Origin of the sequence: Reichenbachiella sp. (genome assembly GCF_039941815.1) — a bacterium.
Classification (GTDB): Bacteria; Bacteroidota; Bacteroidia; order Cytophagales; family Cyclobacteriaceae; genus Reichenbachiella.
The window spans coordinates 538,037-564,587 of record NZ_JBDVDW010000065.1; the positions used below are offsets into that span (position 1 = coordinate 538,037).

General features: G+C 41.8%; 24 protein-coding genes. 8 read left to right on the plus strand and 16 right to left on the minus strand.

The window, feature by feature from the left end:
- Window positions 1-2: 2 nt before the first annotated feature.
- From ABJF11_RS19400 to ABJF11_RS19415, 4 genes are all read right to left on the minus strand, one after another.
- The gene (locus ABJF11_RS19400; RefSeq protein ID WP_348121868.1) at window positions 3-644 is read right to left on the minus strand and encodes a LysE family translocator; all 642 of its coding nucleotides are present in this window, start codon (window positions 642-644) and stop codon (window positions 3-5) included.
- Window positions 645-733: 89 nt separating this feature from the next.
- On the minus strand, window positions 734-2,287 hold the full coding sequence (locus ABJF11_RS19405) for a DUF6798 domain-containing protein (RefSeq protein WP_348121870.1): 1,554 nt from the start codon (window positions 2,285-2,287) through the stop codon (window positions 734-736).
- 135 nt (window positions 2,288-2,422) lie between these two features.
- Window positions 2,423-2,803, minus strand: coding sequence for a hypothetical protein (locus ABJF11_RS19410; protein WP_348121871.1), 381 nt, complete (start codon window positions 2,801-2,803; stop codon window positions 2,423-2,425).
- A gap of 68 nt (window positions 2,804-2,871) precedes the next feature.
- Window positions 2,872-7,092: a T9SS type A sorting domain-containing protein gene (locus ABJF11_RS19415; RefSeq protein ID WP_348121872.1), complete on the minus strand. Its 4,221-nt coding sequence runs from the start codon at window positions 7,090-7,092 to the stop codon at window positions 2,872-2,874.
- A gap of 656 nt (window positions 7,093-7,748) precedes the next feature.
- Here ABJF11_RS19415 and ABJF11_RS19420 point away from each other — a divergent pair.
- The 7 genes from ABJF11_RS19420 (at window position 7,749) to msrA (ending at window position 13,949) form a co-directional block, all read left to right on the plus strand.
- On the plus strand, window positions 7,749-8,006 hold the full coding sequence (locus ABJF11_RS19420) for a hypothetical protein (protein WP_348121873.1): 258 nt from the start codon (window positions 7,749-7,751) through the stop codon (window positions 8,004-8,006).
- Window positions 8,007-8,085: 79 nt separating this feature from the next.
- A complete protein-coding gene (locus ABJF11_RS19425; protein WP_348121874.1) occupies window positions 8,086-10,239 on the plus strand; it encodes a TonB-dependent receptor in 2,154 nt (717 codons plus the stop codon).
- Between the two features lie 27 nt (window positions 10,240-10,266).
- The gene (locus ABJF11_RS19430; RefSeq protein ID WP_348121876.1) at window positions 10,267-10,689 is read left to right on the plus strand and encodes a DUF2141 domain-containing protein; all 423 of its coding nucleotides are present in this window, start codon (window positions 10,267-10,269) and stop codon (window positions 10,687-10,689) included.
- 16 nt (window positions 10,690-10,705) lie between these two features.
- Complete coding sequence (locus ABJF11_RS19435) at window positions 10,706-11,374, plus strand: hypothetical protein (protein WP_348121878.1); 669 nt, start codon at window positions 10,706-10,708, stop codon at window positions 11,372-11,374.
- A gap of 62 nt (window positions 11,375-11,436) precedes the next feature.
- Window positions 11,437-12,513, plus strand: a complete 1,077-nt coding sequence (locus ABJF11_RS19440; protein WP_348121880.1) for a histidine kinase — start codon at window positions 11,437-11,439, stop codon at window positions 12,511-12,513.
- Window positions 12,510-13,265, plus strand: coding sequence for a LytTR family DNA-binding domain-containing protein (locus tag ABJF11_RS19445; RefSeq protein WP_348121881.1), 756 nt, complete (start codon window positions 12,510-12,512; stop codon window positions 13,263-13,265). Before ABJF11_RS19440 ends, ABJF11_RS19445 begins: the two co-directional genes overlap by 4 nt.
- Before the next feature lie 153 nt (window positions 13,266-13,418).
- On the plus strand, window positions 13,419-13,949 hold the full coding sequence (msrA, locus tag ABJF11_RS19450; protein WP_348121882.1) for a peptide-methionine (S)-S-oxide reductase MsrA: 531 nt from the start codon (window positions 13,419-13,421) through the stop codon (window positions 13,947-13,949).
- Between the two features lies 1 nt (window position 13,950).
- Here the strand turns inward: msrA and ABJF11_RS19455 are convergent, their stop codons facing one another.
- The gene (locus tag ABJF11_RS19455) at window positions 13,951-14,463 is read right to left on the minus strand and encodes a hypothetical protein (RefSeq protein ID WP_348121883.1); all 513 of its coding nucleotides are present in this window, start codon (window positions 14,461-14,463) and stop codon (window positions 13,951-13,953) included.
- A gap of 121 nt (window positions 14,464-14,584) precedes the next feature.
- On the opposite strand from ABJF11_RS19455, the gene ABJF11_RS19460 reads away from it, so the two are divergent.
- Window positions 14,585-15,718: a helix-turn-helix domain-containing protein gene (locus ABJF11_RS19460; protein WP_348121884.1), complete on the plus strand. Its 1,134-nt coding sequence runs from the start codon at window positions 14,585-14,587 to the stop codon at window positions 15,716-15,718.
- Here ABJF11_RS19460 and ABJF11_RS19465 read toward each other — a convergent pair.
- The 11 genes from ABJF11_RS19465 to ABJF11_RS19515 form a co-directional block, all read right to left on the minus strand.
- Window positions 15,668-16,318, minus strand: coding sequence for a response regulator transcription factor (locus tag ABJF11_RS19465; protein WP_348121885.1), 651 nt, complete (start codon window positions 16,316-16,318; stop codon window positions 15,668-15,670). The genes ABJF11_RS19460 and ABJF11_RS19465 overlap by 51 nt on opposite strands.
- Window positions 16,315-18,180 (minus strand): sensor histidine kinase, encoded by a 1,866-nt coding sequence (locus ABJF11_RS19470; protein WP_348121887.1) that lies wholly within the window; start codon window positions 18,178-18,180, stop codon window positions 16,315-16,317. Before ABJF11_RS19470 ends, ABJF11_RS19465 begins: the two co-directional genes overlap by 4 nt.
- Before the next feature lie 56 nt (window positions 18,181-18,236).
- Window positions 18,237-18,578, minus strand: a complete 342-nt coding sequence (locus ABJF11_RS19475) for a hypothetical protein (RefSeq protein WP_348121888.1) — start codon at window positions 18,576-18,578, stop codon at window positions 18,237-18,239.
- A 36-nt stretch (window positions 18,579-18,614) separates the two neighbouring features.
- Window positions 18,615-19,586 (minus strand): S8 family peptidase, encoded by a 972-nt coding sequence (locus ABJF11_RS19480; RefSeq protein WP_348121890.1) that lies wholly within the window; start codon window positions 19,584-19,586, stop codon window positions 18,615-18,617.
- A gap of 100 nt (window positions 19,587-19,686) precedes the next feature.
- Window positions 19,687-20,619, minus strand: a complete 933-nt coding sequence (locus ABJF11_RS19485; RefSeq protein WP_348121892.1) for a radical SAM protein — start codon at window positions 20,617-20,619, stop codon at window positions 19,687-19,689.
- 43 nt (window positions 20,620-20,662) lie between these two features.
- A complete protein-coding gene (locus tag ABJF11_RS19490; RefSeq protein WP_348121894.1) occupies window positions 20,663-20,995 on the minus strand; it encodes a hypothetical protein in 333 nt (110 codons plus the stop codon).
- Between the two features lie 4 nt (window positions 20,996-20,999).
- Window positions 21,000-22,049, minus strand: a complete 1,050-nt coding sequence (locus ABJF11_RS19495; protein WP_348121895.1) for a hypothetical protein — start codon at window positions 22,047-22,049, stop codon at window positions 21,000-21,002.
- Window positions 22,046-22,306 (minus strand): hypothetical protein, encoded by a 261-nt coding sequence (locus ABJF11_RS19500; protein WP_348121896.1) that lies wholly within the window; start codon window positions 22,304-22,306, stop codon window positions 22,046-22,048. Before ABJF11_RS19500 ends, ABJF11_RS19495 begins: the two co-directional genes overlap by 4 nt.
- 47 nt (window positions 22,307-22,353) lie before the next feature.
- Window positions 22,354-23,304 (minus strand): hypothetical protein, encoded by a 951-nt coding sequence (locus tag ABJF11_RS19505; RefSeq protein WP_348121897.1) that lies wholly within the window; start codon window positions 23,302-23,304, stop codon window positions 22,354-22,356.
- A gap of 204 nt (window positions 23,305-23,508) precedes the next feature.
- Window positions 23,509-25,950 carry an ABC transporter permease gene (locus ABJF11_RS19510; protein WP_348121899.1) on the minus strand — a complete coding sequence of 814 codons (2,442 nt, stop codon included), beginning with the start codon at window positions 25,948-25,950 and terminating at the stop codon, window positions 23,509-23,511.
- A gap of 143 nt (window positions 25,951-26,093) precedes the next feature.
- Complete coding sequence (locus ABJF11_RS19515; RefSeq protein WP_348121901.1) at window positions 26,094-26,516, minus strand: hypothetical protein; 423 nt, start codon at window positions 26,514-26,516, stop codon at window positions 26,094-26,096.
- Window positions 26,517-26,551: the final 35 nt, after the last annotated feature.

Consider the following 26,551-nt stretch of genomic DNA (forward strand, 5'->3'; position numbering starts at 1 on the left):
AATTAATTTGTAGTTCGCCGAACTGTGGACAACATGAGCCCACTTAAGATTAATAAGGCCCCAATTATTCTATTCTGAAAATGTATTTTCTCCTTGTCTTCCAAATATACCTTGAGCCTGGAGGCAAATTTGACATATATCAGTAGACAAATTCCGTCTATCATGAGGTACGACAATCCGAGAATGACTACCTGGGGCAGAAATGAATAATTTTGATCAATGAACAAGGGAAAAAGTGCGGCAAAAAAAACAATCGCCTTTGGATTGGAAGCGGACATTAGAAAACCCTCGCTGTAGAGTTTTAGAAAACTCTTATCGGATATAGTTTTGTTAAACATCCCGACCTTGGGTTTCATCATTATTTTAGTGACTCCCATGTATATCAAGTAGGCCACTCCTGCCCATTTGATCAAGCCAAAAATTTCCCCAGACGTCACTACAATCGAAGCCAGTCCAAGTGCTGAAAGAGCAATTTGGATTGCATTTGCAGAAAGGTCACCCAATATCGTCCCTACAGTTCTTTTGGCTCCGTAGCTCATACTATTGGCCGATGCCAGCAATACGCTAGGTCCGGGTGTGACCCCGATGATCAGTACCGTACCAAGAAAAGAAAACCAGAGTGTTGTATTGATTATTTCCATCATAATAAAGTTAAGCTAACTTATTCTTGGCAAATTGGTGAGGCAAATGCTTTAGAAATTTATATTCTATCGGCTAAATTCAGCGAATTATCCTATAGTTGTGTCAGATGATCTATGGCATACAATATGGATTGGTCCGTCCTATGCACAATAGAAAAGTCCAGCAAATTAGTGCTTGGCATTAGGAGAAATCCAATGTTTGGATCTAGGCTCGCCAGTGATTTTATGTCATTCTCTGTCAGTCGCTTGTAGTTGTTTGCTATCACATGCTTATTGTCAAAATCTTTCCCTGCATTCAGTGCTTTCATCCTTTGATGCCAATCTACTAGGTCATCAGCATTTTGCGGAGAGTGTCGCAAGGATGCGAACATAGGCCTTTGGGCATTGATGTAGAAAAATATATCATCGGGAGACACCACGAAGACTTTGTCAGTAGGTGTGTGGCGTTGTACCCAATTCTCCATTTCCAAATCTTTAGAGGTTCTCGATTTTATTGTTTGTAGATCAATTGTGGTTTCAGTAAGAATAAACCGTATTCGTGGCACTGTCAAGGCCAGGATGGTGGCTATCAATATTACGTTCATTTTGAGTTGATTCTTCATTGAGAATGAAGACAATTTCTCATATCCAAATGTGACCAAATTCAACAAAGTAAGCATTGGCAGCATGATATCCGCATATCGAAAGAAGTAAAATCTGAGCATCGGATGCTGACCAAAAAAAACGAAAATGACAAGGCCAATTATAAAAACAACACCAGAGGTTATCGCATAGGCCGAGACGAGTTTAGCAAGTTTGCTGCCCCAATTCAGCAGGCTTAGCTGGATAATAAAAAAGAGCGGAAATAAGATCCAGATTCGATTCGAAAATGACGGAGGAAGTACATGATGAGGCACGCTAAGATTGACATAGGTGTACCAGCCCTGATTGCCTATATCTTGCTCTACTAAAAACATCTGATGGAAAACTCCATAGATCCCAGCAGCTCCAGCTATCAAGAATAGGGGCAGTGATTTAAATAGGGTTGGAACGTATTCTCGCTGAACATCCTGATAATAAATGATGATTGGGATCAAACAGATGAGGTGGTACAGCCCAATGAGCATATGAAAAGAAAGGGAAAGCCCAGCAAAAAGCAATCCTTCTTTGTGGCGTTTTCGGAGGAAACAGGCCAGTGATAATATGGCAAAGCCATAGGCAAATACTTTGGTTTCCAAGCCACCAACCATCCACTCTCCTGCTCCCATACCATAAGGGAAGAACTTAAAAAAAAGCACAATTGCGACAATGTAAAGTAGAGCGGGAGTCGTTTCACTGAGCGTGCGTATAAGCGTCAAGAGTGCAAACGATAGAAACAAATAGGAAATGACTCTTCCGATGAAAATAGCACAAGTAAAGCCAACAGATTCGGCAAGCAGTCCAACCGGATAGTTAAAAAGAAATCTATAGGGGATTTTGAGGCTCAGGTACCAATCATTCTCTAGCCAACCTTGATTGAAAGCGGCTCTGGCGAAAGGGATGACGTCCATCTCGTTATGTGCAATTTTGAATCGGAAGAAAAAAACTACTACCAACGCAAACAATACGAACACATACCCTATATGAAATTTAGAATTCCATAGGCGAGTGGTTTTTTTATCATCCATTATCCTATTCTCCCACTGGCAGTGCTGGCTTCGTGCTAATCGATCCAGTACCCGGGCTCAATCCCGGAACCAATGATTAAATTTACAAAACGTCGCGTAACGGACAAGAAAATAGCAAAATATGTATCCTGAGCTCTATCTATAAATTCTACGATTGAAATAAACAACCTGGCTTTTGTGCTTTGTTGTGATCTCTTGATAAATTAGAAAAAGTACACCCAGCATTCCAATCAATCCCCAAATCACCAAAACAATTGGAGCCCGGGTCAATTGTGGCCAGAAGTAATAAATAAGCCCCATTGCACAACCAATTAATAAGGATAAAATACCTAGCGTAATGGCTTTGTTTTGGTCCATTCTAATCTGGTTTACATGGTAGTAACTTAGTTTATCACAATTTTCACAAATCAGTTCAAAGCTTTGACCACGTATTATTGCCAGGGCATAGCGATCCTTAGCGTTTTCATAGAAAGATATATCTCTTCTACAGTCAATACAACAAGTATAAAGTCTCATAATAAATTATTCTCTAGTTGATAATCAATTCAGTCAGGAAAGCGCAATTCCTTAGCAGGCTCGACTAGCTAGAATTTTATGATTCTGAATGTCTTGTACTCTGTTTTCAACATATATATGCCTTCAGGCAAGTCAGAAATATCTATTTCGATTCGTTGATCATGTATCTTAGTCGCATGACAGTGTCTGGTCAAATCCTGACCTATCAGGCCAATTAGCCTAAGCGAATTCATGTCTTGTATGTCACCGTCAATCGTAATTAAATCTTCAGCAGGATTTGGATGAATATTAACCTGCTTTTCATGCTCGTGTTCAATTATTACTTTCTTAATTTCAGAATGAGAATATTGCCCATCAAAGTCGGTCTGTTTTATCCTGTAGTATGAAATTCCCTGGATTGGCTCCAAGTCTTCAGCCTGGTATGAGATGACCTGAGTAGTACTGCCCGCACCGTCAATGTTTTGCATTGCTGACCAGTCTAGTGCATCCTCTGATCGTTCAATGGTAAAAAAATCATTATTAATTTCAGTGGCGGTTTGCCAATTCAACTCTACGGTATAGTCAGCTGTAGCACCAGCTTTGAAACTTCTATAGGTTATTGGTAATGGCGTATCATTGTCAACAGAGGCCAATGTGATATAGGAAGACTCATCCATTGGGATTTCATCTGGCCCAATACCCGATACTATGATGGAACCATTAGAAAAAATGACGTCAGGAGCACCATATATTGCAGCGTCGGTAAAATCACCGTCATCATCCACTAACAATCTCATATGATTGATGTCAAAAGCACCTATCACATCCCATTCAAACTCAAGACTATATTCATCACTAAAGTTCTCGTTCTGAATTTTCCAAACTCTTCCAAATCGCTTATGAATACCTGCTGGTGCTTCCACCTCTCTATCCCCTTGCAATATCTCTCCATCATGACCCAGTGCGATTCCCGATAAATCATTGGTAATCACACCAGCATTAGCCTGATTTGTCGCAGCAAGTGTGCCTACAAAGATTTTGAGACTGTCATTAGCTGCCGTCGATTGCTTTTGTGACAACCCAGTCATCATATCATAGCCAATCGATACCACATCGTTGTTATAAGAAGAGTTAGCTGAGGCGTCCCAAATCAGACTTCCATTCGACAGTTGAATATCTCCTTGACTTCCATCCCCTGCGTCCAGGGCAATTCCATATTTAATTGAAAGATAAGATTCAATTTTTTTCCGTTGGTCACCTGATAATTCTTGACTGTATCCAATAATTTCGTATATCGAGCCTTTAAGAAAATTTGATGCAAACGCTCGTTTTCCAATAGAAAAACCTTCTATATCAAATGCACCAGATCTGGAGGCCGTAGTAAAATTCCGCCCATCACTTGCAGCCTGCCATAGTGAAGATCCAGCGTTGGTTTGTACCGTATAGATATGCGGCGATCCATCAATTGTATTTTCAGGATCCTTTACAGGATTTCCACTGAAGTTGGCTATATTATCATTATTCAAATCTCTCTCAATCACAAAGGATGATAGATCGGCATCATTGCCCCCAGGCTTAGTTGCTGAAAACAATCTTCCCCAATCAGCAGTGGTGCTAAGCATTTCTCCTACCACAATTACTGTAAGTGTAGAATTTGCATAATTCCATGTGCCACTCAAAGCATCGTCTCCATCGAATACAATATTGTAGTTGTAATTCAATGGATGTATAGCAAGCTCAGGATCAGATGTAGCCACGTTCGCATCATTTCCATTTCCGCTTTGGTCTGCCCAGCTGCTGACTGATGTGGTACCGGTCACCCCGGCATCGGCCTTAAACCAAAATTCCAAATTATCTACTCCTCCTGGGATGGGCTTGGTCGCCACGGTGAATACATTATCATTTGATAAGCTCACTCCGGTGAATGTAACCTCAGTGCCCGATCGAGACACGCCGGTGGTATGTACGGTGGCATTGGACAAGTCTGCGTCTGAATCTACCAATAAAACATATAGCGACGAACCTAAATTTTCTGGAAGACCCGTTCCTGCAATATCAATAGTGATAGAAACCGTCCCTGGAGAGCCTAGTACAGCAGCCTTCCAAAGCTTATTCATTCTTTGACCAATGCCGGATGGAACTGATCTACTAATGCCTGTACTATTGTTGTGACCAGTGGCTATAAAATTCAAATCTGATCCAAACGCCTCTCCCTTATCTATTGTGAGACTGCTGGCAGAATTGATACTTCTTGTTTTTTGTTGGCTTAGACTTGATAGGTCATCACGGCCGATCACCGCTAGATCATTGTGATAAGTAGCATTGACTGAGGCATCCCAAATGTCGGTACCATCAGAGGCCACATAATCCCCTTGTGTTCCTCCTCCTGAAGCGTCAAGGGTAAGGCCATATTTGATCGCCAGGTAGCTCTCGATTTTAGTTCGGTCTGTGATCGACAATTCAGACTTGAAAACGACTATTTCTCCAATTTCTCCTTCGAAAAAACTGCCGGTTGTATAGGCCCTTTTTCCAATCGAAAATCCCTCAATGTCAAATGCGCCCGACCTGCTTACTGACGTAAAACTCCTACCATCACTGGCAGCCTGCCAAAGAGAAGATCCTATGTCAGTTTGTACAGTATAGATATGAGGTGACCCATCAATTGTAATAGCCGGGTCGACCACTGGATCTCCACTATAATTGGATATATAATCGTTAGACGAGTTTCTCTCAATTACAAAGGAAGAAACATTTATATCATTCACGCCAGATTTACTTGCCGAAAAAAGCCTACCCCAACTTCCTGCCGAGGCGTTTATCTCTCCCACCATGATTACACTGAGGGTTGAGGCGTTGAAAGTCCAGTCTCCACTCAAGGCATCATCTCCATCAAATACTATGGCTTTGTTGAAATTGATTTGATCCTCTGTCAATTCGGGATCAGAATCGGCTGTACTCGCATGATTACTATTGCCGCTCTGGTCAGCCCAATGGCTCACTGAAGTGGTACCTGTAACTCCTTCATCTGCCTTAACCCACAACTCCAGACCAGCACTCACTCCACCTGGAACAGAAGATCTGGTCGCAAAAGTAAAATATTGATTGTTGGTAAAAGTAACGTCCGTAAAGGTTACTTCCGTGCCTGATCTGGAACCACCTAAGGTATGTATAGAGGTACCTCCATTGGAAAAATCTCCGTCGTCATCTAGAAGTAAACCATAGAGTGTTTCATCATCTGTAGTTGAAAGTCCAGTACCATTTAAATCCACCGTGACTGATACCACCTCAGCAGTGCCTGAAACCACAGTTTTCCATACCTTGCTGAGGCGAGTATCGTAGCCAATAGGTACTGAGGTAGAAGTTCCTGAGCTGTTGTTGTGGCCCCAGGCCAAGAAACTTTGATCAGAAGCTAAGGGTCCGCCAGTGGTCATTGATAATGTACTCGTTGAATTTGCACTCTGTGACGCTCTCTGATCCAATCCAGAATCGTCATCTCGTCCGATTACTGCGACATCATTGTGAAAAGTAGTATTGACTGAAGCATCCCAAAAAGTAGTACCGTTTGATGAATGATAATCTCCAGCTGTACCACCATCAAAATCATCTATAGTGATTCCGTATTTGATGGCCAGATAGCTGTGTATTTTGTCTTGCTCAGATTGCGTAGGGGGCGTTGTGTAGATGATCATCTCAGCGATGGATACATCAGCATGATTAGGGTTATCCACTAAAAATCTTCTTCCAATAAAAAGATCTGCGTTTATCCCTGCTGAAGCAAAAGCCTGATTCTGGGTTCCCAGTATTTTACCATTTTGATAAGTGGCCCAATTGGTTCCTGAAGGAGTACTCGTGCTGTTGCTCGACCCAGTAGTCCATAGGAAATATTCCTCTTCCTCTACCACCGACACTAAAGTATGTGAACCACCTCCATTAAACATCTGTATCAGAGATGCATATGGAAGAAAAATTTCCAAACCCCGTGTACTAGTACTCTCCTCATTAATTATTGGCGTTTGACCTGTTGTTGTATTGGCTGCTGAGACGACATATATCCAATAATCTGAAATTGACGTACCTGTAATACCGCCTATGACCTTCATCGCCTCCTCGTTGAGATGGTCAAAATCCAGTACTGGATTCCCATTTAAACCTCCCGATAGCAATTCTGGCCCCTGACTATCCAGGACGGCGTGGTAGCCGTTTCCACTTTGGTCTGCCCAAGCTGTGACCTCACTCGTACCAGTTACTCCACTATCCGCCTTAAACCAGACTTGTAGACCACTAGAGACATTGCCAGGAGCCTGACCCATCACCGATTCGGATATAGTAATTAACAAAAACAATCCAAGACAACACAATAGATAAACTGAGGTCTTGAGTTTAATAATCTGTGATGCAAGTGGAGCCTTTGTAATTTGATAATTAGTTTTTTTCGTATTTGATCTTCGAAAAAAGTGGTTGTCAAAAATCATTTCATTATCGTTTATAGTATGATAAAATCTTAGGCCTTATAGACTAGTCAGGCAGCAAGTGGTACTCTTAAAGTTGCAGGTAGATTGGAGTATATCTCTTTAGGCTATTGTTTTATAATATTTCAAATTGGAAAAAGTCAGACAGCTAAGACAGTAGTGTGAGATCAACCTAAAAGTGTTAGGATATTTCCTACGTGATATTTTTCTATTATTTAGTCTGCGGAAATGCAACAAGTAGAAAACTTTAGAAGGCGAAGGTCTTACCTGGTTTCTTTTGAACCAATTGATAAATTCAGAAGAAGCTTCCGACTTGCCCAAGAATGGGATCATTAGCAATGCCGTAAATAGAAGGATGTATCTAACATAGTATATTATTTTGATAATTAATCTTTCAGTTTTCATGATGATATAATAAAAGGTCCAAAAATCTATTGAAGTAAAACTACGATGGTCAAATCCACTAGATCAGTCATGAAAGTCAACAAATGGGACGTATGAGTGGTAGTAATCGGACAAAATCTTTGGATATAGAAACAGAAGCTGTCACGGAAGACAAAAAAGAGGATAGGTCAAATATCTCTCCTATTGGGACAACGAAGAGAGGAAATGCCTCAATGAAAATAAATTCTGGCTTAGATGAGACGCAAGACAGAAGTGAGCATGTCTATACCTATCCTGATTCCGGTTTTACCGATACCAAATCAAATGACCTGACCGAGTCATCTCCTGTATTCGACAGTTCATCTACCTAATCCCCCGGCTTACCGATTTATTATTCCTAATCAGGTCATCAATTATGAGCTTTGATTTATCAAAAAAATAAAAACTCAGATGATCAAGTCAATTTTAACCGCACTACTACTCACTGCCAGCCTAATGACTGAGGCGACTACGCTCAAAGGCCGGGTGACGGACCACACTGGGGAGGGGCTCCCAGGGGTGAATGTTTTTATAAAAGACACCTATGATGGAGCTACAACGGATATCAACGGATATTTTTCTTTTGATACTTCTGAAAAAGGTTCACAAGTATTAGTAGCCAGTTTTGTGGGATACAAAAAGCATGAAACTGAAGTCAATCTGTCCACTTCTCTTACGCTCACCATCTCTCTCAAAGAAGAGGTGAGTAGGCTGTCAGGTGTGACAATCACTGCTGGCAGCTTTGAGGCGAGTGACGAGAAAAAATCTGTGGTACTCAAACCGTTGGATATTGCCATGACTGCAGGAGCGTTGGCAGATATACCGGGTGCACTTAGCAAACTACCTGGCACCACTTCTAATGGGGAGACTGGTCGTCTTTTTGTCCGTGGAGGTACTGAATTCGAGACCCAGGCTTTTATTGATGGTGTGCTGGTACATAGCTTTTATACACCGTCGCCAAACAACGTACCTTCCAGAAGTCGATTCTCACCTTTCCTATTTAAGGGTACTTTTTTCAGCACTGGAGGATATTCGGCCGAATATGGGCAGGCGTTGTCGTCTGTATTGTCGCTGAACTCAAATGATATCGCTGACGAGACCAGAACAGATATTTCATTGATGACGGTGGGTACGGATGTGTCTCATACTCAAAAATGGGAGAATGGCTCTGTCTATGGGCAACTTCAATACACCAATCTTGACCCGTATATGAACTTGATAGAGCAGACTTATGACTGGGAAGATGGTTATACTTCACAAAGCGGCACTTTTATGCTTCGTCAGAAATTCAGCAAAAACGATATGCTCAAGGTATATGCCAACTATGACCATAGCGCCTTTGTAGTAAACCAGCCTAGCGTAAATCAGCCTGATGATGACCACTTGGATCTGGGAAATAATAATTTCTATCTCAACGCTAGCTACAAAAAAGCGATTGGTAAAAATAGTACTGCCTATTTGGGCACGTCTTATGGTCGCACTTTTAGTGACATCATTTTTAATGAGGCTCATGTGAAGGATACACAAAATAGCACGCATACCAAGGGATATTTTACTTCGGATATCAACAATGTATCGGTAAAGGTCGGCGGTGAGATGATCAGTACCAAACATGAAGAAATCACCGCGGTTGAGGACACAGAAGAATTCAGACCTGACTATACAAACCACCTTTCTGCAGGCTTTGCAGAGGCGGACTACTATCTCACCAATAGCTTGACGATCAGAGCTGGACTGAGACTCTCGCACTATTCGATATTTAGCGAAAGCGCCCTCTCTCCTCGTCTGTCTATGGCGCTAAAGACTGGAATCAATTCTCAACTATCATGGGCTTACGGAAAGTTTCATCAGTTGCCTACACGTGATCTCTTGCTCCGCTCACAGCAAATGAGTTTTGAGCAGGCGGATCACTATATGATGAGCTATCAGCGGATCAGCAACGGCAGAACTTTTCGCTCGGAGGTCTACTACAAAAACTATGATGGCTTGGTCAAATTCGATGGCAATGATCCCTACAATCCTACTCTCTTCAATAACAGTGGCCACGGCTACGCCAGAGGGATAGATCTATTCTGGAGAGACAGCAAGACTTTCAAGAATGTAGACTACTGGATTTCGTATTCTTATATCGATACGGAAAGGGACTTTCGGGACTATCCCTATCAGGCGAATCCATCGTTTGCCGCGGGGCACAACTTCTCAGTGGTATACAAGCATTTTATTTCAGATATCCGCACGCAGGTTGGCGCCTCATTTAGCTACAACAATGGCCGTCCATACAACAATCCCAACGAAGAAGAATTTAATGGAAGTAAAACAAAACATTACTCAGACCTGAGTTTCAACTTTGCCTTCCTATACAGACCGAATATAATCCTGTATGCCTCTGCATCCAATCTGCTGGGAAGAGACAATGTATTTAGCTATGAATATGCTGACGAACCCAACGCTGATGGTCTATATAGATCACAGGCGGTCGGGCAGCCTGCTAAGCGATTTTACTTCGTGGGTATATTCATCACGCTGACTAAAGACAAGAACAAAAACAATCTTGAAAATTTATAAAACCATAATCAATCAAAATAAAGAGATATGAAAAAGTCAATTTTAACATGCTTGGGAATCGTGGCCGCAACATTGACCATGCTAGCTGCTGACGGGAAAAATGATCTAACCGTTGTGATTAAAAATATGAAAAGCACAGAAGGCACTCTTCGAGTCACCTTGTTTGACTCAGAATCTAACTGGCTAACTAATGGAGATATCCAGGTCGTGAGCATCGACAATCTGGAGGCTGTGACGGTGACGTTCACAGGCCTGGCCGACGGCACCTACGGAGTAGCTGTAATCCATGACGAGAATGGAAATGAAGACATGGATACTGGTACCTTCGGGATTCCGACAGAGGCCTATGGGTTTTCAAATGACGCCAGGGGCATGTTCGGACCGGCCGAATTTGAAGACAGCAAGTTTGACCTGAAAGGCAATAAGAAAATCGAAATCAACGTGAAATAATCATAACCAAAAAAACATGAAATCAATCAACATTCTTATCCTACTGGCATTTGTCATAAGCATAGCAAAAGGTCAGGACAAAAAATATCTGCAAACCATGGAAAGCAGTATTCCGGGTATCTTCCAGGCAGAATCTACATCAGACCTCGACCCTATCGCCAATAAATTTGATCGCATAGGTCAGGCCGAGGTCGACCAATGGGAACCGTACTACTACGCCTCTTTGGCGTACGTATTCAAAGCGTTTAGAATCACGGATCTGCCTGCTAAGGATGCGGTACTCGATCAGGCATTGACCGCATTGGCCAAAGGGGCCGCGCAGTCTGATAACAATGCAGAAATCATTGCGCTACAGGGATTCATCAATATGATAAAAATCGGTGTAGATCCGGGCACCAGAGGTCAGACGCTCTCGCCAAAAATAATGGCGGACTTTAGCAAGGCACTGAAACTGGAGCCAGAAAACCCAAGAGCCAATCTATTCATGGCACAAATGCTATTTGGCACTGCTCAGTTTTTTGGCACTGGTGTAGAGGATGCCTGCGCGATGGTAGACAAATCTGCGGCTCTATTCGACGCAGAATCATCTAAAACGGGTATTGCACCTAGCTGGGGACAGCCAAGTGCTCAGCAGTATCAGAAGCAGTGCAAAGCTGCTCTTGCAAAAGCTGAAACAGAAGAATAGAATATTGAGGATCGTTTGTATTGACAAGCGATCCTTTTATTTTGCAACATTCAACAATAATCATGGCAAGCTCAACACACTGCAGTAGCATTTCAAATCGACCCAAGGAGATAATAAACAGTTGGATCACAATTCCTTTTTTAGGAGGGTTGCTGATCTCTTTGATCTATGACTTTGATGAATTGGTGGCTGGTGAGTATCTAAAGTTTTTTCAGAGCTTAATGGTCTCTTTTTCGTTTTGGACGCTACTTGCCAATGGCAACAATATCATAATATATCTGATCGACAGACGATGGGCCTGGCTTGAGCACCCTATCAAAAGAGCTGTAATCGGAACCGCTGGAATGCTGATCTACTCACCACTGGCTTCGCTGCTGGTGATCTTCTGCTATGTAGAGTTTGTCCTGGGGATAGACTTTGGAGTCGTACTAGAGAATAGAGGCGTATTGAGTCTGATTGCCGTACCCATGGGCATTACCGTCATTATTTCCCTTTGGGGACATGGTCGTGGTTTTTTTCTGGAGTGGCGACAGGCCGCCATAGATATAGAAAGGCTGAAAAACGAAAATTTAAGATCAAAATTCGAGTCGTTGAAAAGTCAGGTCAACCCTCATTTTTTGTTCAACAGCCTGAATGCGCTGACTTCTCTGGTGTATGCTGATCAGGGAAAGGCCGTACAGTTTATTCAAAAACTATCTGAGGTGTATAGATATGTGCTGGACCATCAAAACGATGAGGTAGTCTCACTCAAAGAAGAAGTAGAGTTTCTAAAATCGTTTGTCTTTCTCAACAAGATTCGCTTTGGAGACAACCTGGAAGTAATCTACCGAGAGTTGGATACTTTTAGTCCCGAGGAAAGCATTCCACCGGTGACACTACAGATGCTCATTGAAAACTGTATCAAGCACAACGAGATTTCGATGCAAAATAATCTGAGGATTGAAATAGAGCGAATTGATGATACCATTGTCGTACAAAACAATATCAACCCTATCAAGACAGCCAAACAAGACTCCAGTGGTCTTGGCCTCAACAATATCATAGCCAGATATGATATGTTGTCTGCCAAAAAAGTAGAAGTCACGGAGTCCCCTTCTACCTTTATCGTATCTGTTCCCATTCTTACCTTCGAATCATGAACGTACTCATAGTAGAAGACGAAGGCATCGCCGCAGATCGCTTAGTTCAGTTGTTGGGCGAGCTGGATTCGAATATCCAAATAGTCCAACATCTTGACTCTGTCAAATCCACAGTACAGTGGTTTGAAAATCACGCTGCTCCAGATTTAGCCTTTTTTGATATTCAATTGGCTGATGGACTCAGTTTTGAAATATTTGATCAGGCGGATGTAAAGTGCCCTATTATATTCACCACTGCATATGACCAATATGCGATTCAGGCTTTCAAAGTAAATAGTGTGGATTATTTACTCAAGCCCATGGTGAAAGAGGATCTGCAACAGGCATTAGATAAATTCAAGAATCAGTCTCAGAAAGAATCAAGCCTGGATACGAAGGCACTGATCAATATGCTGCAACAGCAGAACGTGTCCTACAAGGAAAGATTTGTAATCAAGGTTGGTGAACACCTAAAATCGGTGATGACTACAAATGTTGAGCTGTTTTTAAGTCAAGACAAGGCTACTTATATACTCGCCAACGACGGCAAAAAATTTATCATAGACTTCACCCTTGATCAAGTGGAAAGTTCAATCGATCCGAAAATATTCTTCAGAGTCAATAGAAAGCATATTGTCCATATAGATAGCATCAAGGACATTATCACGTATTCCAATAGCAGACTTAAGCTTGAACTCAATCACTTTAATGCTGACGATTTGATCGTCTCCCGCGAACGAGTGACTCTATTCAAGGAGTGGTTGGATAGGTAAAAATTTTCATGCCAGCTATCGTTAGCCATCAAACTTATTTCTGATTAGGCCTGTTTAGTTTCAAATTCTCCAACTATCAAATCGTAGAGACGTATTCTATTATTCAATAAATTTCTAATATTTGCTCCAGGAAGAATTACACAAGATTAGAACATGGAAATCGCAACTTTCGGTAACGGCTGCTTCTGGTGTACAGAGGCCATTTTTCAAGAATTAAAGGGTGTGTCAAAAGCAGTATCCGGCTATATGGGTGGAGAAGTTGAAAATCCAACCTATAAGGAAATTTGCACAGGTACTACAGGTCATGCAGAGGTGCTCCAGATCAGCTATAATCCAAGTAAAATTACTTTCGAGGAGCTACTGGAAGTATTCTGGAAGACACATGATCCCACCACACTAAATAGACAAGGCAACGACGTGGGTACTCAGTATCGATCGGCGGTTTTCTATCATAGTGATGAACAAAAGGAAATAGCAACGGACTATAAAAAAAAGCTGGACGAGTCAGGTCCCTGGAGTGATCCAATTGTAACAGAAATCACCGAAGCAGTCACCTTCTACCCTGCTGAAAACTATCATCAGGAATATTTCAACTTAAACGGATCACAACCATATTGCAATTTTGTGATCCGCCCAAAGGTTGAAAAATTTAGAACCGTATTTGCAGACAAACTGAAAAAATGAGCTATCGCTTGCTGATGGCAAATGGATGCAATTCCAACGGATAGCCATCAGAGGAAACCATGCCACCGTCATCTTCAAACACTCCGTGATACAATATCAAGGTATCGTCTGATTCGTCTATGTAGAAAGATTGTTTGAACTCGCTTGAAGAGCCATCGCCATCAGATTTTTGAGTACCCGAGATTTTGTTAGCTAGTACTGTGGCGCCGTCGAGTTGGACCTCAATAGTGCCCACGACCCGAAAGGTGATGGTTACCTTTTCGGTGTCATCTATCTGATCACAGGTCTCCGCAGAAGACCTATCTATGGTAATTACCAGATTATCTCCATCGAAATCGAAATCCTCCCGAAGTCTGAAGTCAGTGAAATCAAGGCATTCAGATTCCCAAATCCCATCCATTGAGATTTCATTTCCTGCTCCAGTAATTACGCTGGTCTGACTCTCGTTGTCTTCGCTGCATGACCATACAAAGAAGATTTGTACCACAAGACCAATTAAAATTTTACCTTTCATAATATAGAATTTTTGATGTTGTCCCAAATCAACGGGCATAACTAAAAAATGTATAGCAAATTGCAATCGGAGATATTTGAATACATGTATTCGGAGAAAATAAAAACAGGGATATTGTAGTATGGTAGTTATTCATGATCTGACCCTTTTGCTCAATGCCATCTTCTTTGGTTTGAGTGTTTTTATCAGTCTCATTCTGTGGTTTCAGAATACGATCTACAAGCTTTCCAATAGAATTCTTGTCATTCTTCTGTTGGCATTTTCCATTACCACATTCAATACTCTTATCCGACTGTCACATTATATCGATAAGCTTAATTTTTTCCAGGATATCTCCAACTCGGTATTGCTGACTATGGGGCCGTCCATATACTTGTTTATTAAGCTCAGAACCTCTACCCTTTCAAATTCAAGAATTGCCATTCATTATCTCCCTTTTGGTGTTTATCTGACTCTGCAGATTTTATATTACCTGTTTCCAGAAATCAATGGTGTTGAGTTGGTAAACAACGTGGCGTTCCTGACCTTCGTGACTCAGTGGTTAGTGTATATTTCTGTTTCATACTCTGCGGTGACTTCTTATGAGCGCAGTACCAAAGAGAATTTTTCCAATCTTGAGAAGCACGGAATCGGGTGGGTAAAAATAGTCTTGATGCTCCTACTTATCACACTTGCACTTAGAATGGCGTTTTATGTTTATTCCGTTTCCATACAGGAAGTTGAGGACATTATCAGCCTAAACCTCACCTTGATGTTTGCCATAATCACTTGCTATCTTGGATTCAAAATCTTCAGACACCCAGAAATTTTCATTCAGCTACCAAGCTATTCTTCTTCCAACTTATCCAATGAGGATCTGCAGGGACACAAGAAAAAAATCGAACAGGTCATGGTCGAACAATGTTTATATCTAAATCCTAAACTAACTCTCTCTGATTTAGCCGATCAAGCCAAACTCTCTGGCAGGGTGGTATCGCAAACCTTGAATCAAGCGATGGATCAAAATTTCTTCGATTTTGTAAACAGGTATCGAGTGGAGGCCTTAATGGAAAAATTAAAATCACCTCAAGCCGCCAACTATAAGCTGTATGTACTCATGGAAGAATCGGGATTTCAATCTCCATCTGTGGCTTACTCGGCTTTCAAAAAAGTAGCTGGCACTACTCCTGCACAATACCGGAAGGCAATTAATCATCCGCAGAAATTAGAATGCCCTACCAGGAAGGTCCAGATAGCCATTTTCTTTAGCATATAGCGTCAGCTCTGCTTTATTTTTGAAACGAAGCTTGGCCATTATGTTTTTCCTGTGAGTCTCAGCCGTATGGGCACTGATGAAAAGCTTTTCGGCGACCTCATTTACCGTATAGGCCGTTGCGAGTAAGATCATCACCTCGATCTCTCGCTTGGTCAACTTGGTGACGTGCTCTGTTCCTTGCTTGCGCATACTGCTCAGCAAGACGTTAGTCACCTCTTTCGAGAAATAACTTCCCCCGTCGAGTACTTTGTAAATCGCAGAGATCACCTCCTCTTTAGGTGAGTTTTTGAGTACATAGCCCTCCGCTCCTGACTGTGCTACCTCTTGTATAAATGCGGCCTTTTTATAAAATGTCAGGATGAGTACCTTAATTTTTGGAAATCTATCTTTGATTTGAGTAGTCAACGTGATGCCATCTATGTTTGGCAAATTGATGTCCAAAAGTACCAGATCTACCGGATGATCTTCGAGAAACGTCATGACCTCATTGCCATCATGCAAAGCGCCAGCTACTTCCAGTGGCTCCTCTGCTTCGAGTATCAATTTCAAACCTTCTTTGACCACTTGGTGATCCTCTACTATTAGTATTTGATGCGTCATAATGGTAATTCTACAGTTACGATTGTTCCTTGTCTTCTACCTGAGTCTATATTAAAATTTCCATCCAGCTCGTTTACCCGTGATTTGACATTCTTTAAGCCCATTCCATCCGTTTGTTTTGCCAGTTGGCTATCAAAACCTACCCCGTTGTCTTCCACCATAATGATTAACAGGCTGTCCACTCGATTCACCTGAGCGGTTATTTCTGTCGCCTGTGAATGCTTGAGTGCATTACTGATCAACTCCTGAACAATGCGATAGGCATTGATTTCTATTTTACTGTCCAGACGCTCATCCAAGTCCAAATGTTGCAGCTCAAAGCTCACCCGTTTGGAACTCGATATTTTTTCTGATAAGTCATCCAAAGCTGCAATCAGGCCAAATCGATTGAGCACTCGGGTTTCAAGGTTGTGTGATATTCTTCTTACCTCATCGGCTGTTTCATCCAATAGGTTAGTCATCTTCTGATCCGCAGTATCTACTTGTAGCTTCATGGCAGATAGCATACTCCCTACCCGATCGTGTAAGTCTTCAGCAATCCGCTTGCGTTCTTTTTCTTCGCCCTCAAGCATGGCGTTGATTGATTTGAGTTCCTGGCTCTGCATCAGTTTATTCACTTCCTGTTCGTGCAATTGTTGTTCTTTTCTTCTGAGTCGTCGGTTGATTCTCTGGCGTTGGTTATAAATAACAATAATTACCAGTGTCAAAACAAGTCCTACCAATAATGTATACATAAGTGTATCTCTTTCTGCTGTCGTTAAATCAATTTTAGATTGCCTGAGCTGGAGTTCTTTGTCTTTTTTTTCTGTTTCGTATTTCGTTTGTAATTCTGTGATTTGTCTAGATTTAGCTTCGTTGAATAGTTTCAATCCTAAAGTATCATACTTATTGAAGTAGGTAAAAGCTGGTTTATACTTTTCCATCTTTTCATAAGTATTCGTAATGTTAGCATATACCTGATGGAGCAATTTTCGCTCTGCATTCTTCATTGCCAATTGCTCCGCAAGTATCAGTTCTGAAAGTGCACTATCCAATGCCGACTGTTGATAGTATACATATCCCAGATTGTTATGCGTAATCGCTCTATTTTTCGCCTTTATCTCATTCTTAATGTCCAAAGACTTTCTATAAAAGAATATAGAAGAATCCAACTGACCTGCTTTGTCATAGGCCCAGCCTATGTTGTGGAATATGTCGGCAAGGCTATACTCTTCATACTTATAGGCCAGATTCAATTTCAGCGCTTCATATAAGTATTCCAATGCCTTTTCATTCTCCCCGAGGCTCGTACTCGCAACGCCCAGATTAATCAGTGCTGAGTGGATTTCTTTCTGTTGTCCTAGTTCCCTGGCTTTTGAAAACTGTTTTTGAAAATACACTCGAGAGAGAGAATCATTTTTCTGAAAGCCGTACAACACACCGATTCTGCGGTAGGAAGCAGTCAGCAGCGAGTCTGAACGGTTTTTCTCCCTCATCTTAAGACTTTTTAGCAACCAATCCAGTGCCAGCGCATGATCTCCCTTTATTCTATGAGCCTCACCCAACTCATCATAAATCAAGGATAGGCTTGTTTCTGACAATTCACTTTTCAGACGGTCTATCCGATGGATTAGAAATGTAATCCTCGCAGTATTCTCCTGATGGTCTCGAAAAAAATACGAGACCTCAAGCACACCCGTCAGAATTGCTTGCTCATCACCCACCTCCAGTAAGGAGTCAAGCAGAGCATACCGTCGACTCAATTCTGCACTGTCTAGCGAACTTTTGTCGTTGATCAGTTCAGCCTCATTGACCTCATGCTGAAATAAGCAAAATGCACTAAAAGGCAGTACCAATAATACGGTCAGAAGAAATTTGTACATATTTTGAAAAGATACAAAATATGTACAAAAGAATACCTTTCAGCAGCATTGTGATATCAAGGTGGATTATTGTAGCTACCCGATCCTCCACCATCCGGGTCTGGTCCGGTCGGTTTTTGTACTACCACTTCATAAAATTTCTCCGTGTCCTCTGGATTAAACCAGCTTGACTCCAGATGTACCGGGTGGTCATTGGATCCTCCTCCATTCTCCTCTATTTTAAGTATAAAATAGCGTGTTCTCAGTTTTTGTCCGGCACCAGGTGGCTGCGTTGGGTATTCTCCTGTCGCTGCCAAGAGAGAAACGGTTTCATTGGAATTTAACCCAATCAAGAAGCTCAATTTAAGTTTGCCCCCGGCTGCACGATGCACATGTACGTAGGCTTTGTGTATTTCCATGGTCATTTTGTTTATTGATTGATTATTATTTTTAAGTTAGTCTCTTAACATAGTTCTCATGACGAGTGACTTAGGATTGATCAAACCAAAACCAGATCTACGATCAAAACCGCATGGCCCAACATCGATTGAAGTTCTTCTCAAATGTTCCTTCAATTGTTGGGCATTGGTGACATCTGAATGGCTTTCATACATTCTATGCTTGGCAAGCATCAGTGCGACCACTCCACTTACAAAAGGAGTAGCAAAAGAAGTCCCCTGCACTAATGAATAGTTTTGATCCAGGTCAGTGGAACAAATATCAATACCAGGTGCCACCACATCTAGTTCTACTCCCTCAGAAGAGCTATAAGCCATTTGAAAATTGTTGGCAATCGAACCTACAGCAATGGTCTCATCATACTTGGCAGGGTAGTTCAACGCATTAAGTGCGGACCCTTTATTGCCTGCCGCACAAATAACAAATTTACCTTCATCGTTAGCTCTCTTGATCAAATCATGCATTTCCTGGCTATATCCGGCTATGTGCAAACTCATAGATATGATATCAACTCCCACTTCATCTATAGCCCATTTCAACCCTTTTATAATTGGCTCTACCTTATCATCTCCATTGTTTTTCAACACCTTGGCGCTATAAAGCTCACATTTTGGAGCTACTCCTACAATTCCTATTTCGTTGTCTCGGGCTCCGATTATGCCAGCCACCAAGGTGCCATGGCCATCTTTGATTCCTTCTTCACCTGTAAAATCCTTCTGTACGATATCATTGCCTAAATCCTCATGCGGTGCCACACCAGTATCTAATACTGCCACTTTGATGCCTTCACCTTTCGTAATACCCCAAAGCTCCGGAATCAGATGTCTTTGCAAACCCCAATCGATTCTTTGATTGGAAGCAAAATCAAAATTCTCAAACTCATCATTATTAAAACTTGCCAGGTCCTCATGGACAGATAAGACGTCGTACCCTGGCAAAAAAGCGATATTGTTTTGGTTGTCCGGCATGCAATTGATTTTTGGTGATCGTCTTAATAATTTATTGAAGATCACGCAAATACGATTAAACCATCTCATCTTCTTTGTCTTCTTCTTTGTTTTAGACATTTCAATCTTCGACGAGTGAAAGTTTTTTCTGACTCCTGTTGAAAAAAGGTTCACTCGGAGTAAAAATCATTCCACTCGTAAAATCTACTGAATCTTTGCACCAGCTCCCAAATGCGGGCAGTTTATCCAATCTAAATCTTTCCCAGCCTTCTTTCAAGCTGATTTTTCGTAAGTCGGCTACCATCCACCGCTCATCAAATCCATAGTTGTAGGGCAAGATTCGACCCTTCTCATCCATGACGAGTAAGTCGATACAATCAGCGGCCGGTTCAGTGGTATCCGTGCGCACCAGTGTTTGAATGGCTGATGCCTTGTCGAACACATTCATTTGAATGGAAAATGGGTATTCACATCTAACGGTATTAACGAAAATAAATGCTCGCTTCAAATTGGCTGAAGCCAATGCTACGCACCCCTTGTCTCGCGCACGTCCGAAGCTTTCTATCGGTTGAACCTGAAATAGAGTTACCTTTTTCGAATCTGCATAATCAAGCATCTCAGGCAAATCTTCCCAAGATGGATCAGACAAAGAATAGGCGATACCAGTCGCCGAAAAATATTTGGATGAGAAATCTAAAAACCGATCCACCTTGTCAAAAGCGGTTATGTTTTGACGGATGCGGTTGTGCAAGTCTTTGTTTCCGTCCAGGCTCACCCCGATGACATCCACCAGCCCTTCCAACTTCGCATATGCGGATTCGGGAAACGAACCATTGGTAATGACAGAGGTGCTCATTCCAAGTGCCTTGGCTTCAAGAAGTATCTCTTGCAAGTCCGGGTATAACATAGGCTCACCGCCAGAGACCGAAAGTGTGGTATAACCGAGATCAACCGCATCGGACATAGCCTGAAGTACCAGTCCTACATCCAATGAACCCTTAGTCGCCGGCGAAGAGGAGGAGTAACAATGGCTGCAGGTATAATTGCAGTACACTGTGGGATGGATCTGAAATATCTTTCGGCTATTGCAATTCATATTACCCGCCTGACGCCCAGCCTCCTCTTTCCAGTGTAATATGAGTTTCGTATAAATCTCGAACGATGATACCGAGCGGGAACACCCTAAATTCTCTGTAAAAAGGATTGTTCTGGTTTTCATTGATATAGTCGATCAGCTCTTTGTGCTTAGCTGGCTCCAATACAAATTTGATCTTTGCGGTATCAGGATTGATGATGCCTTTTGGAAATACATCTTGAGGTAGAAAACCTTTCTCGATCAGCTTGGAGGTCTCGGCGATTACGCCATCCAGATCACTTTCAGGCATCCCTTTCAAGCGATTAGCGATTGTTTTTTTGTCTTGATTTTTCATGGTGTTAATTTTTAGGTCTTAGAATATCTGAGAGGCTAGATCCAATAAATAGTCCTGCGGTAAAGTGATCATCTGCATCCGTGAGATAATTCAGATAAACTCCTGCATTCAAGCCAAGAGCCTTCTCTCCTTTTTTACCTGTCATTAAATAAATGGGTAGATTGAAAGACCAGGTCTCCGCGTTCACCAGGTAGGTTACGCTTGGATTAATACCTACCCCCTCCCATGCAGTTACATTTTCGACGCTTATTTCTGTCTCCTCTGATTCACTAGGCGCTCCTATAGATAGGCTTTGCTTAATCAAAGTTGGGCCTCCATTAAATGGGGTGAAATAATCGTTTGTGGGATTTGCATTAAACGAGTTTTTTCGTAGTACAATAGCCCGCATTAGAGAGTTTATGTTCTTTCCAACATAAAAACCTCCGTATAATGAGAAGTTAACTGTGATCTCATCTTCCGACATGATTGTAGATAATGTGTTATCCGTAGCGTATTTAAAATCCTGTTGATTGATAGTAAACGTACCTCCTACGAACCAAGGACTTTTTAACTTTCCTTCTTGTTTGAGTTTATTCAATATCTTTCTTTTATCATCATCACTCGCTATTTCTACAAATGAGGTGACCTGTTTTCCATCTTTATCTTTATACCCGGTAAGCGCACCAATGATTTCATTGGTGGTCAAAGCCTTCCAGTTTTTGAACTGAAGACCAAGAGTAATCTTACCATCACTCGCCAATCCATCTAATCCAATTGGGTTGGTATTTCCAGAAGAGGCCGTTGGGCTAGCAATCTCAACATTGCCAGACCAGAGTCCGAGCTTTCCAAATTGAAACCCAATGTTGGCAGCAGCCAAAGTTTCACCAATAGTTGAGGTCAAATTGATTTTCGATACAGGGTTAGAAACTTGCGAGACACCTGACGGAACAAAAGCCACTTCGTCTAAGTCTTCTACAGTAAGTGTCTCTCCAGTCTGTGTGATAAGTAACTTTTCTTGTGCATATCCAAAAGATGATAAGAGGCACATGCTAAATATTATTAGTGTCTTTTTCATAGCTCAAATGAGTGAAATCCAAAATCAATAGCGAAACTGTCCAAAGTTGCCTTACGAGTAAATTCGGCAGATTCTGGAGCAGTGATCTCCAGCGTATACTTATCTCCCTGTTGACCTTTAATCTGCCAAGTGAGTACATGATTTCCTGGTTCGAGTTCTACATCTCTTGTACCGGGAGCCCTCATCACCTCTACATCATCGATTCTTACGATATTGAAATCAGCTGATGACTCTAATCTGATCGTAACTTTTGCCATAGTCTTTAGTGTTTAGTTAATAATTGGTTTGTCAATTGGTCTTTTTTTTAATTATTTACCACCTTTTTTTGGATCAATGCTAGCTCTACTGCATCCATTTGTTTTCTTAAATCGTCTTTGCGTTGAGTGAGCACCCGGTCACCAGGTATGCGAACCAAATCGGCATCTACCATAGTCATCCATTCTCTAAGTAAATTAAGTTTTGCCTCAAGTGCCTTGATTTCAGCAAGGTTTTTTTGATGTGACTCCGTGTCTTCCAACATTCTCACAAATCGTTTGCTTTGGAAGTTTTTCATCAAAGCCGAAGCCTGAGTAAAAGAATTGGATAAGATGCTAGACAAGTCCATGCCAGGGTTTTGTATTGCTTCATAATACTTTAGCCTTTCTGCATTTGCGATCGCCCGACCTTCGGTGATCGCTTTTTCGACTGCTTCGTCGAAATCTGGCAGCACCGTATTTCCGACCGCATCAGTATACAAATCCTTGCTGTTCCACTCATCTTCAAAGGCGTAAAATTTGGACTTTAGCTCTGAAGACGCTTCATGAAAAATGCTCAATAATTGTCGCTTGGACAACCATGAGGTAAATACCTTGTGCAGCCCAAGTAGTGAAGTGAATATGGCAATGATGAGCGCGGAATAGTATTCTAAAGAATCCCGCTGCTTACTCGCCTTAGTCAAGGACTCCCATTCTATTTTTTCTCCAATAGCTTCAATGAAATGAGTAAAATATAAAATAAGAAACGGTAATAATACAATGAGGGCAATAGTCGTAAAATTATAAGTTCTGAGCCAATATTTCTCCTTCCTAATGCGATTGACATACCACTCGATATTACCACAAAAAACCGTGAGCAACGAAGTAATCTTATAGTCAATGTTACTTTGCCCCAAATCTCTTGCGCTAGTGTTGAGTCGACTGTTGAGCTCCAGTAGATTGGCGGGTAGATCGAATTGGATTTTATCGAATGCCTTCTCTTCAAATGGATATCTGGACATGACTAGTGTTTAGGTTTACTCAAATCTCCTTAGAATTAATCCTTCATAAAACCCCTAAAAACCTGATATTAAACTACCTGTTTTCAGGTAGATAGATGATGAACAACGGTTTGACACTAATCAAGTCCTTTCCAACTACCAATAAAAAGCCCCTGCTTTGACGTATAAACCAAAACAGGGGCTTTCTAAAAACATAGGTAATGACTACTCTTGGCGTAATGACTTTACAGGATTGGCTGTAGCCGTCTTGATGGACTGAAAGCTGATCGTGATCAGCACCAGCGCCAGAGTGACCAAGCTGGCGATGGCAAAGTTCCAATAAGATATTTCTACTCGGTAGGCAAACTCATCCAACCATGAAGTAGCTAAATAATGTGCGGCTGGGATTGCCATCACCATCGCAACTAGTGCGAGCAGTACAAATCGCTGAGACAGCAGTAAAACCAGCCCAGAAACCGATGCGCCGAGCACCTTTCGAATACCCACCTCTTTCATTTTCTGGCTTGCCAGGAATAGGATCATTCCATAAGAGCCCAAACAAGAAATCAATATGGCCAAAATGGAGAAGTTTGAAATTAGCTTGCCCAGCTGCTCCTGCTCACCATAATTCTGTGCCATGAGTTCATCCAAAAATTGTGCATCAAAAGTTTCCGTTGGAAAATGCTTGTTCCAAATCTCTTCCAATGAGGCTAAGGTCTGAGAAATATTTTGATTGTTGATTTTGAAAGAGAAATGAGTAAATGCTGGCACACGAATATCCAATATCATGGGGCCCATTTCCTGAGACAGAGACATAAAATTAAAGTCCTTGGTCACTCCAATTACTTTTCCAATTTTGCCTTCCATATTGATTGTTTTCCCAAGAGCCTCTTGTGGAGACCCGAAATTATAAGTCTCTACCGCAGTTTTGTTGATGACAAAAGCAGCCTGAGGATCAGTTTCATACTCCTTTGAAAAATCTCTCCCCGTAAGCAGTTCAATGCCATACGTTTCGATAAAGTCATAATCCACAGATAGGACTGGTGCCAGCAGATGATCCTCTATGGTAAATCCCTCTGGAATCACATTACGATGTGCGGCTCCGCTGCCTGGGATTCCGGCAGAGAGTGTGCTGGCCTGGATGCCAGGCAATCGCTCCAGTTCGACCTCAAAAGCATCCATTGCTTTGCGTTTCTCCTGATTGACTGCTCCAAATACATTATTGAAATTTTGACTCAATACAGGGACCGTCACCATATAGTCCTTATTAAGTCCAAGTGGTTTGTTCTGTAAGTAGCTCAACTGATCATATACAATCAGCGTCCCGGAAATCAACAATATGGAGATGGCAAACTGAATAACGATTAGTCCTTTTCTAAACGATAGCCCTCCTCGTACGTTTTCACCACTGAGCCCCTTTAGGCTATAGATGGGAGAAATGCGCGTTGCAAAAAATGCAGGATATAGTCCGGCAAGCAAGCTTGTCACTATAAACAATCCGGCATAGCCCATCAAAATCAAAGGATCAAATAATGCCGCATATTCGAGCTGTTTGCCCGTCACCTCATTGAGCAGGGGCAAAAGCAATATCGAAGCGACGAAGGCAACCAGAGCGGCCACACCGGCGGTGACGAACGACTCTCCAAGAAACTGAGCGATAAGACTGGATCGCCAGGCCCCCATCACTTTTCGCATACCTATTTCTTTAGTACGCTGCAAGGATCGAGCAGTAGATAGATTCACAAAATTGATACAGGCGATGAGCAACGTAAGTGCCCCGATCGCCATGAATACAAACAAAAATACCCGACTCCCGGGCGGTTCTACTTGTGCTGCCACCTCATCGTCCAAATGAATATCCAAAAGCGGTTGGATTTTGAAAGACTGCCCCTTCTGCATGTTCTCTGGAATTTTCTTTGCCACAAAATCTGGAAATCTGCTGTTCACTGATTCAGGATCTGCTCCTTGTTTTAGCAGTACATAGGTGTAAGAGTGAGATACCATCCAGTTGAGTTTGAAGTTTTGCCGCAAGGCCGTACCCAGGGGCTCTGGCTCCAGATCGAACATATTGGTATATGGGACCAACATACTAAAGTGGAAATGAGAATGGTTGGGATAAGATTTTACAACAGCAGAAATCCGGAAAGGCTTACCTTCCATCTTGATCACCTGTCCAACTGGCGATACATTACCAAAATACTTTTGACCTAGCTCCTCAGTGATGATGGCGGTGAATGGTTCATGTAGCGGAGTTTGAGAAGAGCCCTCGAGAAATTCAAAATCGAAAATATCGAAAGTAGACGAGTCCGTAAAGAAAATATTCTCTTCCTCAAATTTCTTTAATTCGCCAGAGGGATCATCGATTTGGACGCTTACATTTCTGGTAAATAATCGGGTCGCTTTTTCTACCTCGGGAAAAAAATCGTTGAGATTCTCTGCAAAGACCGGAGGGACACTCGCAATATTAAAATTGCTGATGAAGTACTGCAATCGATAGATCCTGTCCTTTTTGGATTGAAAACGATCATAGTTCAATTCGTCGCTGACAAATACAAAGATCAAGAGACAACAAGTTAGTCCTCCAGCTAGTCCTATTATATTGATAAGGCTGAAGGTCTTGTGTTTTAATAAATTTCGAAATGCTATTTTGAGATAGTTCTTAATCATGGCGAGGTCCTTTGGTAAAACATCTTAATGTTCAATCAAGAAACACAATTGATGATTAGTATCCACTCGAAATTATAGCAAAGGATAAAATAGGATTACAAATGGAGGCATTTCAGGATGGTAACCACACCATTTTACTCCGATCACTCTGTCGAAATCACTCTTGAATAGACCTCAGTCGGGCAATCCGCACAATGGGTATTTTCTCCCAAATAAGGTGTCAATATCAATTGATCCAGAGATATGGTCGCTTTGTGAAACGGCATGAAATCATCTTTCTCGTCGTACCTGTACTGTACCTCTAGTTCGGCACCTGCAGGTATAAGCTGATAGAAGTATTCAAAATACACTACCCCATCCCGAAGTTTTTGCACTTTTCCGTCTTGGGTAAAAATCAAATGCTCTGGATGTTCCGGATCAGCATCTACATATCCAAGCAAGCTACCTGAGGATTCTTTGAATAGCCAGCTGCCAGTCAAGTCTTGATCGATCGATTGCTCATCATTACAATTAGTGAGTAATAGAATAACCGCAATCAGCATTGATAATCCTTTAATATAGATCATGGTAGCAGGCTTATAGTTCGAAATCTTCTTACTAT

Bases quoted from the DNA above. Each gene is read 5' to 3' on its own strand.
- ABJF11_RS19430 (WP_348121876.1), top strand. From the start codon at position 10,267: ATGAAAAAGTCAATTTTAACATGCTTGGGAATCGTGGCCGCAACATTG.
- ABJF11_RS19505 (WP_348121897.1), bottom strand. From the start codon at position 23,304: ATGTCCAGATATCCATTTGAAGAGAAGGCATTCGATAAAATCCAATTC.
- ABJF11_RS19510 (WP_348121899.1), bottom strand. From the start codon at position 25,950: ATGATTAAGAACTATCTCAAAATAGCATTTCGAAATTTATTAAAACAC.
- msrA (WP_348121882.1), top strand. From the start codon at position 13,419: ATGGAAATCGCAACTTTCGGTAACGGCTGCTTCTGGTGTACAGAGGCC.
- ABJF11_RS19400 (WP_348121868.1), bottom strand. From the start codon at position 644: ATGATGGAAATAATCAATACAACACTCTGGTTTTCTTTTCTTGGTACG.
- ABJF11_RS19455 (WP_348121883.1), bottom strand. From the start codon at position 14,463: ATGAAAGGTAAAATTTTAATTGGTCTTGTGGTACAAATCTTCTTTGTA.
- ABJF11_RS19495 (WP_348121895.1), bottom strand. From the start codon at position 22,049: ATGAAAAAGACACTAATAATATTTAGCATGTGCCTCTTATCATCTTTT.
- ABJF11_RS19440 (WP_348121880.1), top strand. From the start codon at position 11,437: ATGGCAAGCTCAACACACTGCAGTAGCATTTCAAATCGACCCAAGGAG.
- ABJF11_RS19415 (WP_348121872.1), bottom strand. From the start codon at position 7,092: ATGGGTCAGGCTCCTGGCAATGTCTCTAGTGGTCTACAAGTCTGGTTT.
- ABJF11_RS19435 (WP_348121878.1), top strand. From the start codon at position 10,706: ATGAAATCAATCAACATTCTTATCCTACTGGCATTTGTCATAAGCATA.
- ABJF11_RS19445 (WP_348121881.1), top strand. From the start codon at position 12,510: ATGAACGTACTCATAGTAGAAGACGAAGGCATCGCCGCAGATCGCTTA.
- ABJF11_RS19460 (WP_348121884.1), top strand. From the start codon at position 14,585: ATGGTAGTTATTCATGATCTGACCCTTTTGCTCAATGCCATCTTCTTT.
- ABJF11_RS19405 (WP_348121870.1), bottom strand. From the start codon at position 2,287: ATGGATGATAAAAAAACCACTCGCCTATGGAATTCTAAATTTCATATA.
- ABJF11_RS19470 (WP_348121887.1), bottom strand. From the start codon at position 18,180: ATGTACAAATTTCTTCTGACCGTATTATTGGTACTGCCTTTTAGTGCA.
- ABJF11_RS19420 (WP_348121873.1), top strand. From the start codon at position 7,749: ATGAGTGGTAGTAATCGGACAAAATCTTTGGATATAGAAACAGAAGCT.
- ABJF11_RS19500 (WP_348121896.1), bottom strand. From the start codon at position 22,306: ATGGCAAAAGTTACGATCAGATTAGAGTCATCAGCTGATTTCAATATC.
- ABJF11_RS19425 (WP_348121874.1), top strand. From the start codon at position 8,086: ATGATCAAGTCAATTTTAACCGCACTACTACTCACTGCCAGCCTAATG.
- ABJF11_RS19475 (WP_348121888.1), bottom strand. From the start codon at position 18,578: ATGGAAATACACAAAGCCTACGTACATGTGCATCGTGCAGCCGGGGGC.
- ABJF11_RS19515 (WP_348121901.1), bottom strand. From the start codon at position 26,516: ATGATCTATATTAAAGGATTATCAATGCTGATTGCGGTTATTCTATTA.
- ABJF11_RS19465 (WP_348121885.1), bottom strand. From the start codon at position 16,318: ATGACGCATCAAATACTAATAGTAGAGGATCACCAAGTGGTCAAAGAA.
- ABJF11_RS19410 (WP_348121871.1), bottom strand. From the start codon at position 2,803: ATGAGACTTTATACTTGTTGTATTGACTGTAGAAGAGATATATCTTTC.
- ABJF11_RS19480 (WP_348121890.1), bottom strand. From the start codon at position 19,586: ATGCCGGACAACCAAAACAATATCGCTTTTTTGCCAGGGTACGACGTC.
- ABJF11_RS19490 (WP_348121894.1), bottom strand. From the start codon at position 20,995: ATGAAAAATCAAGACAAAAAAACAATCGCTAATCGCTTGAAAGGGATG.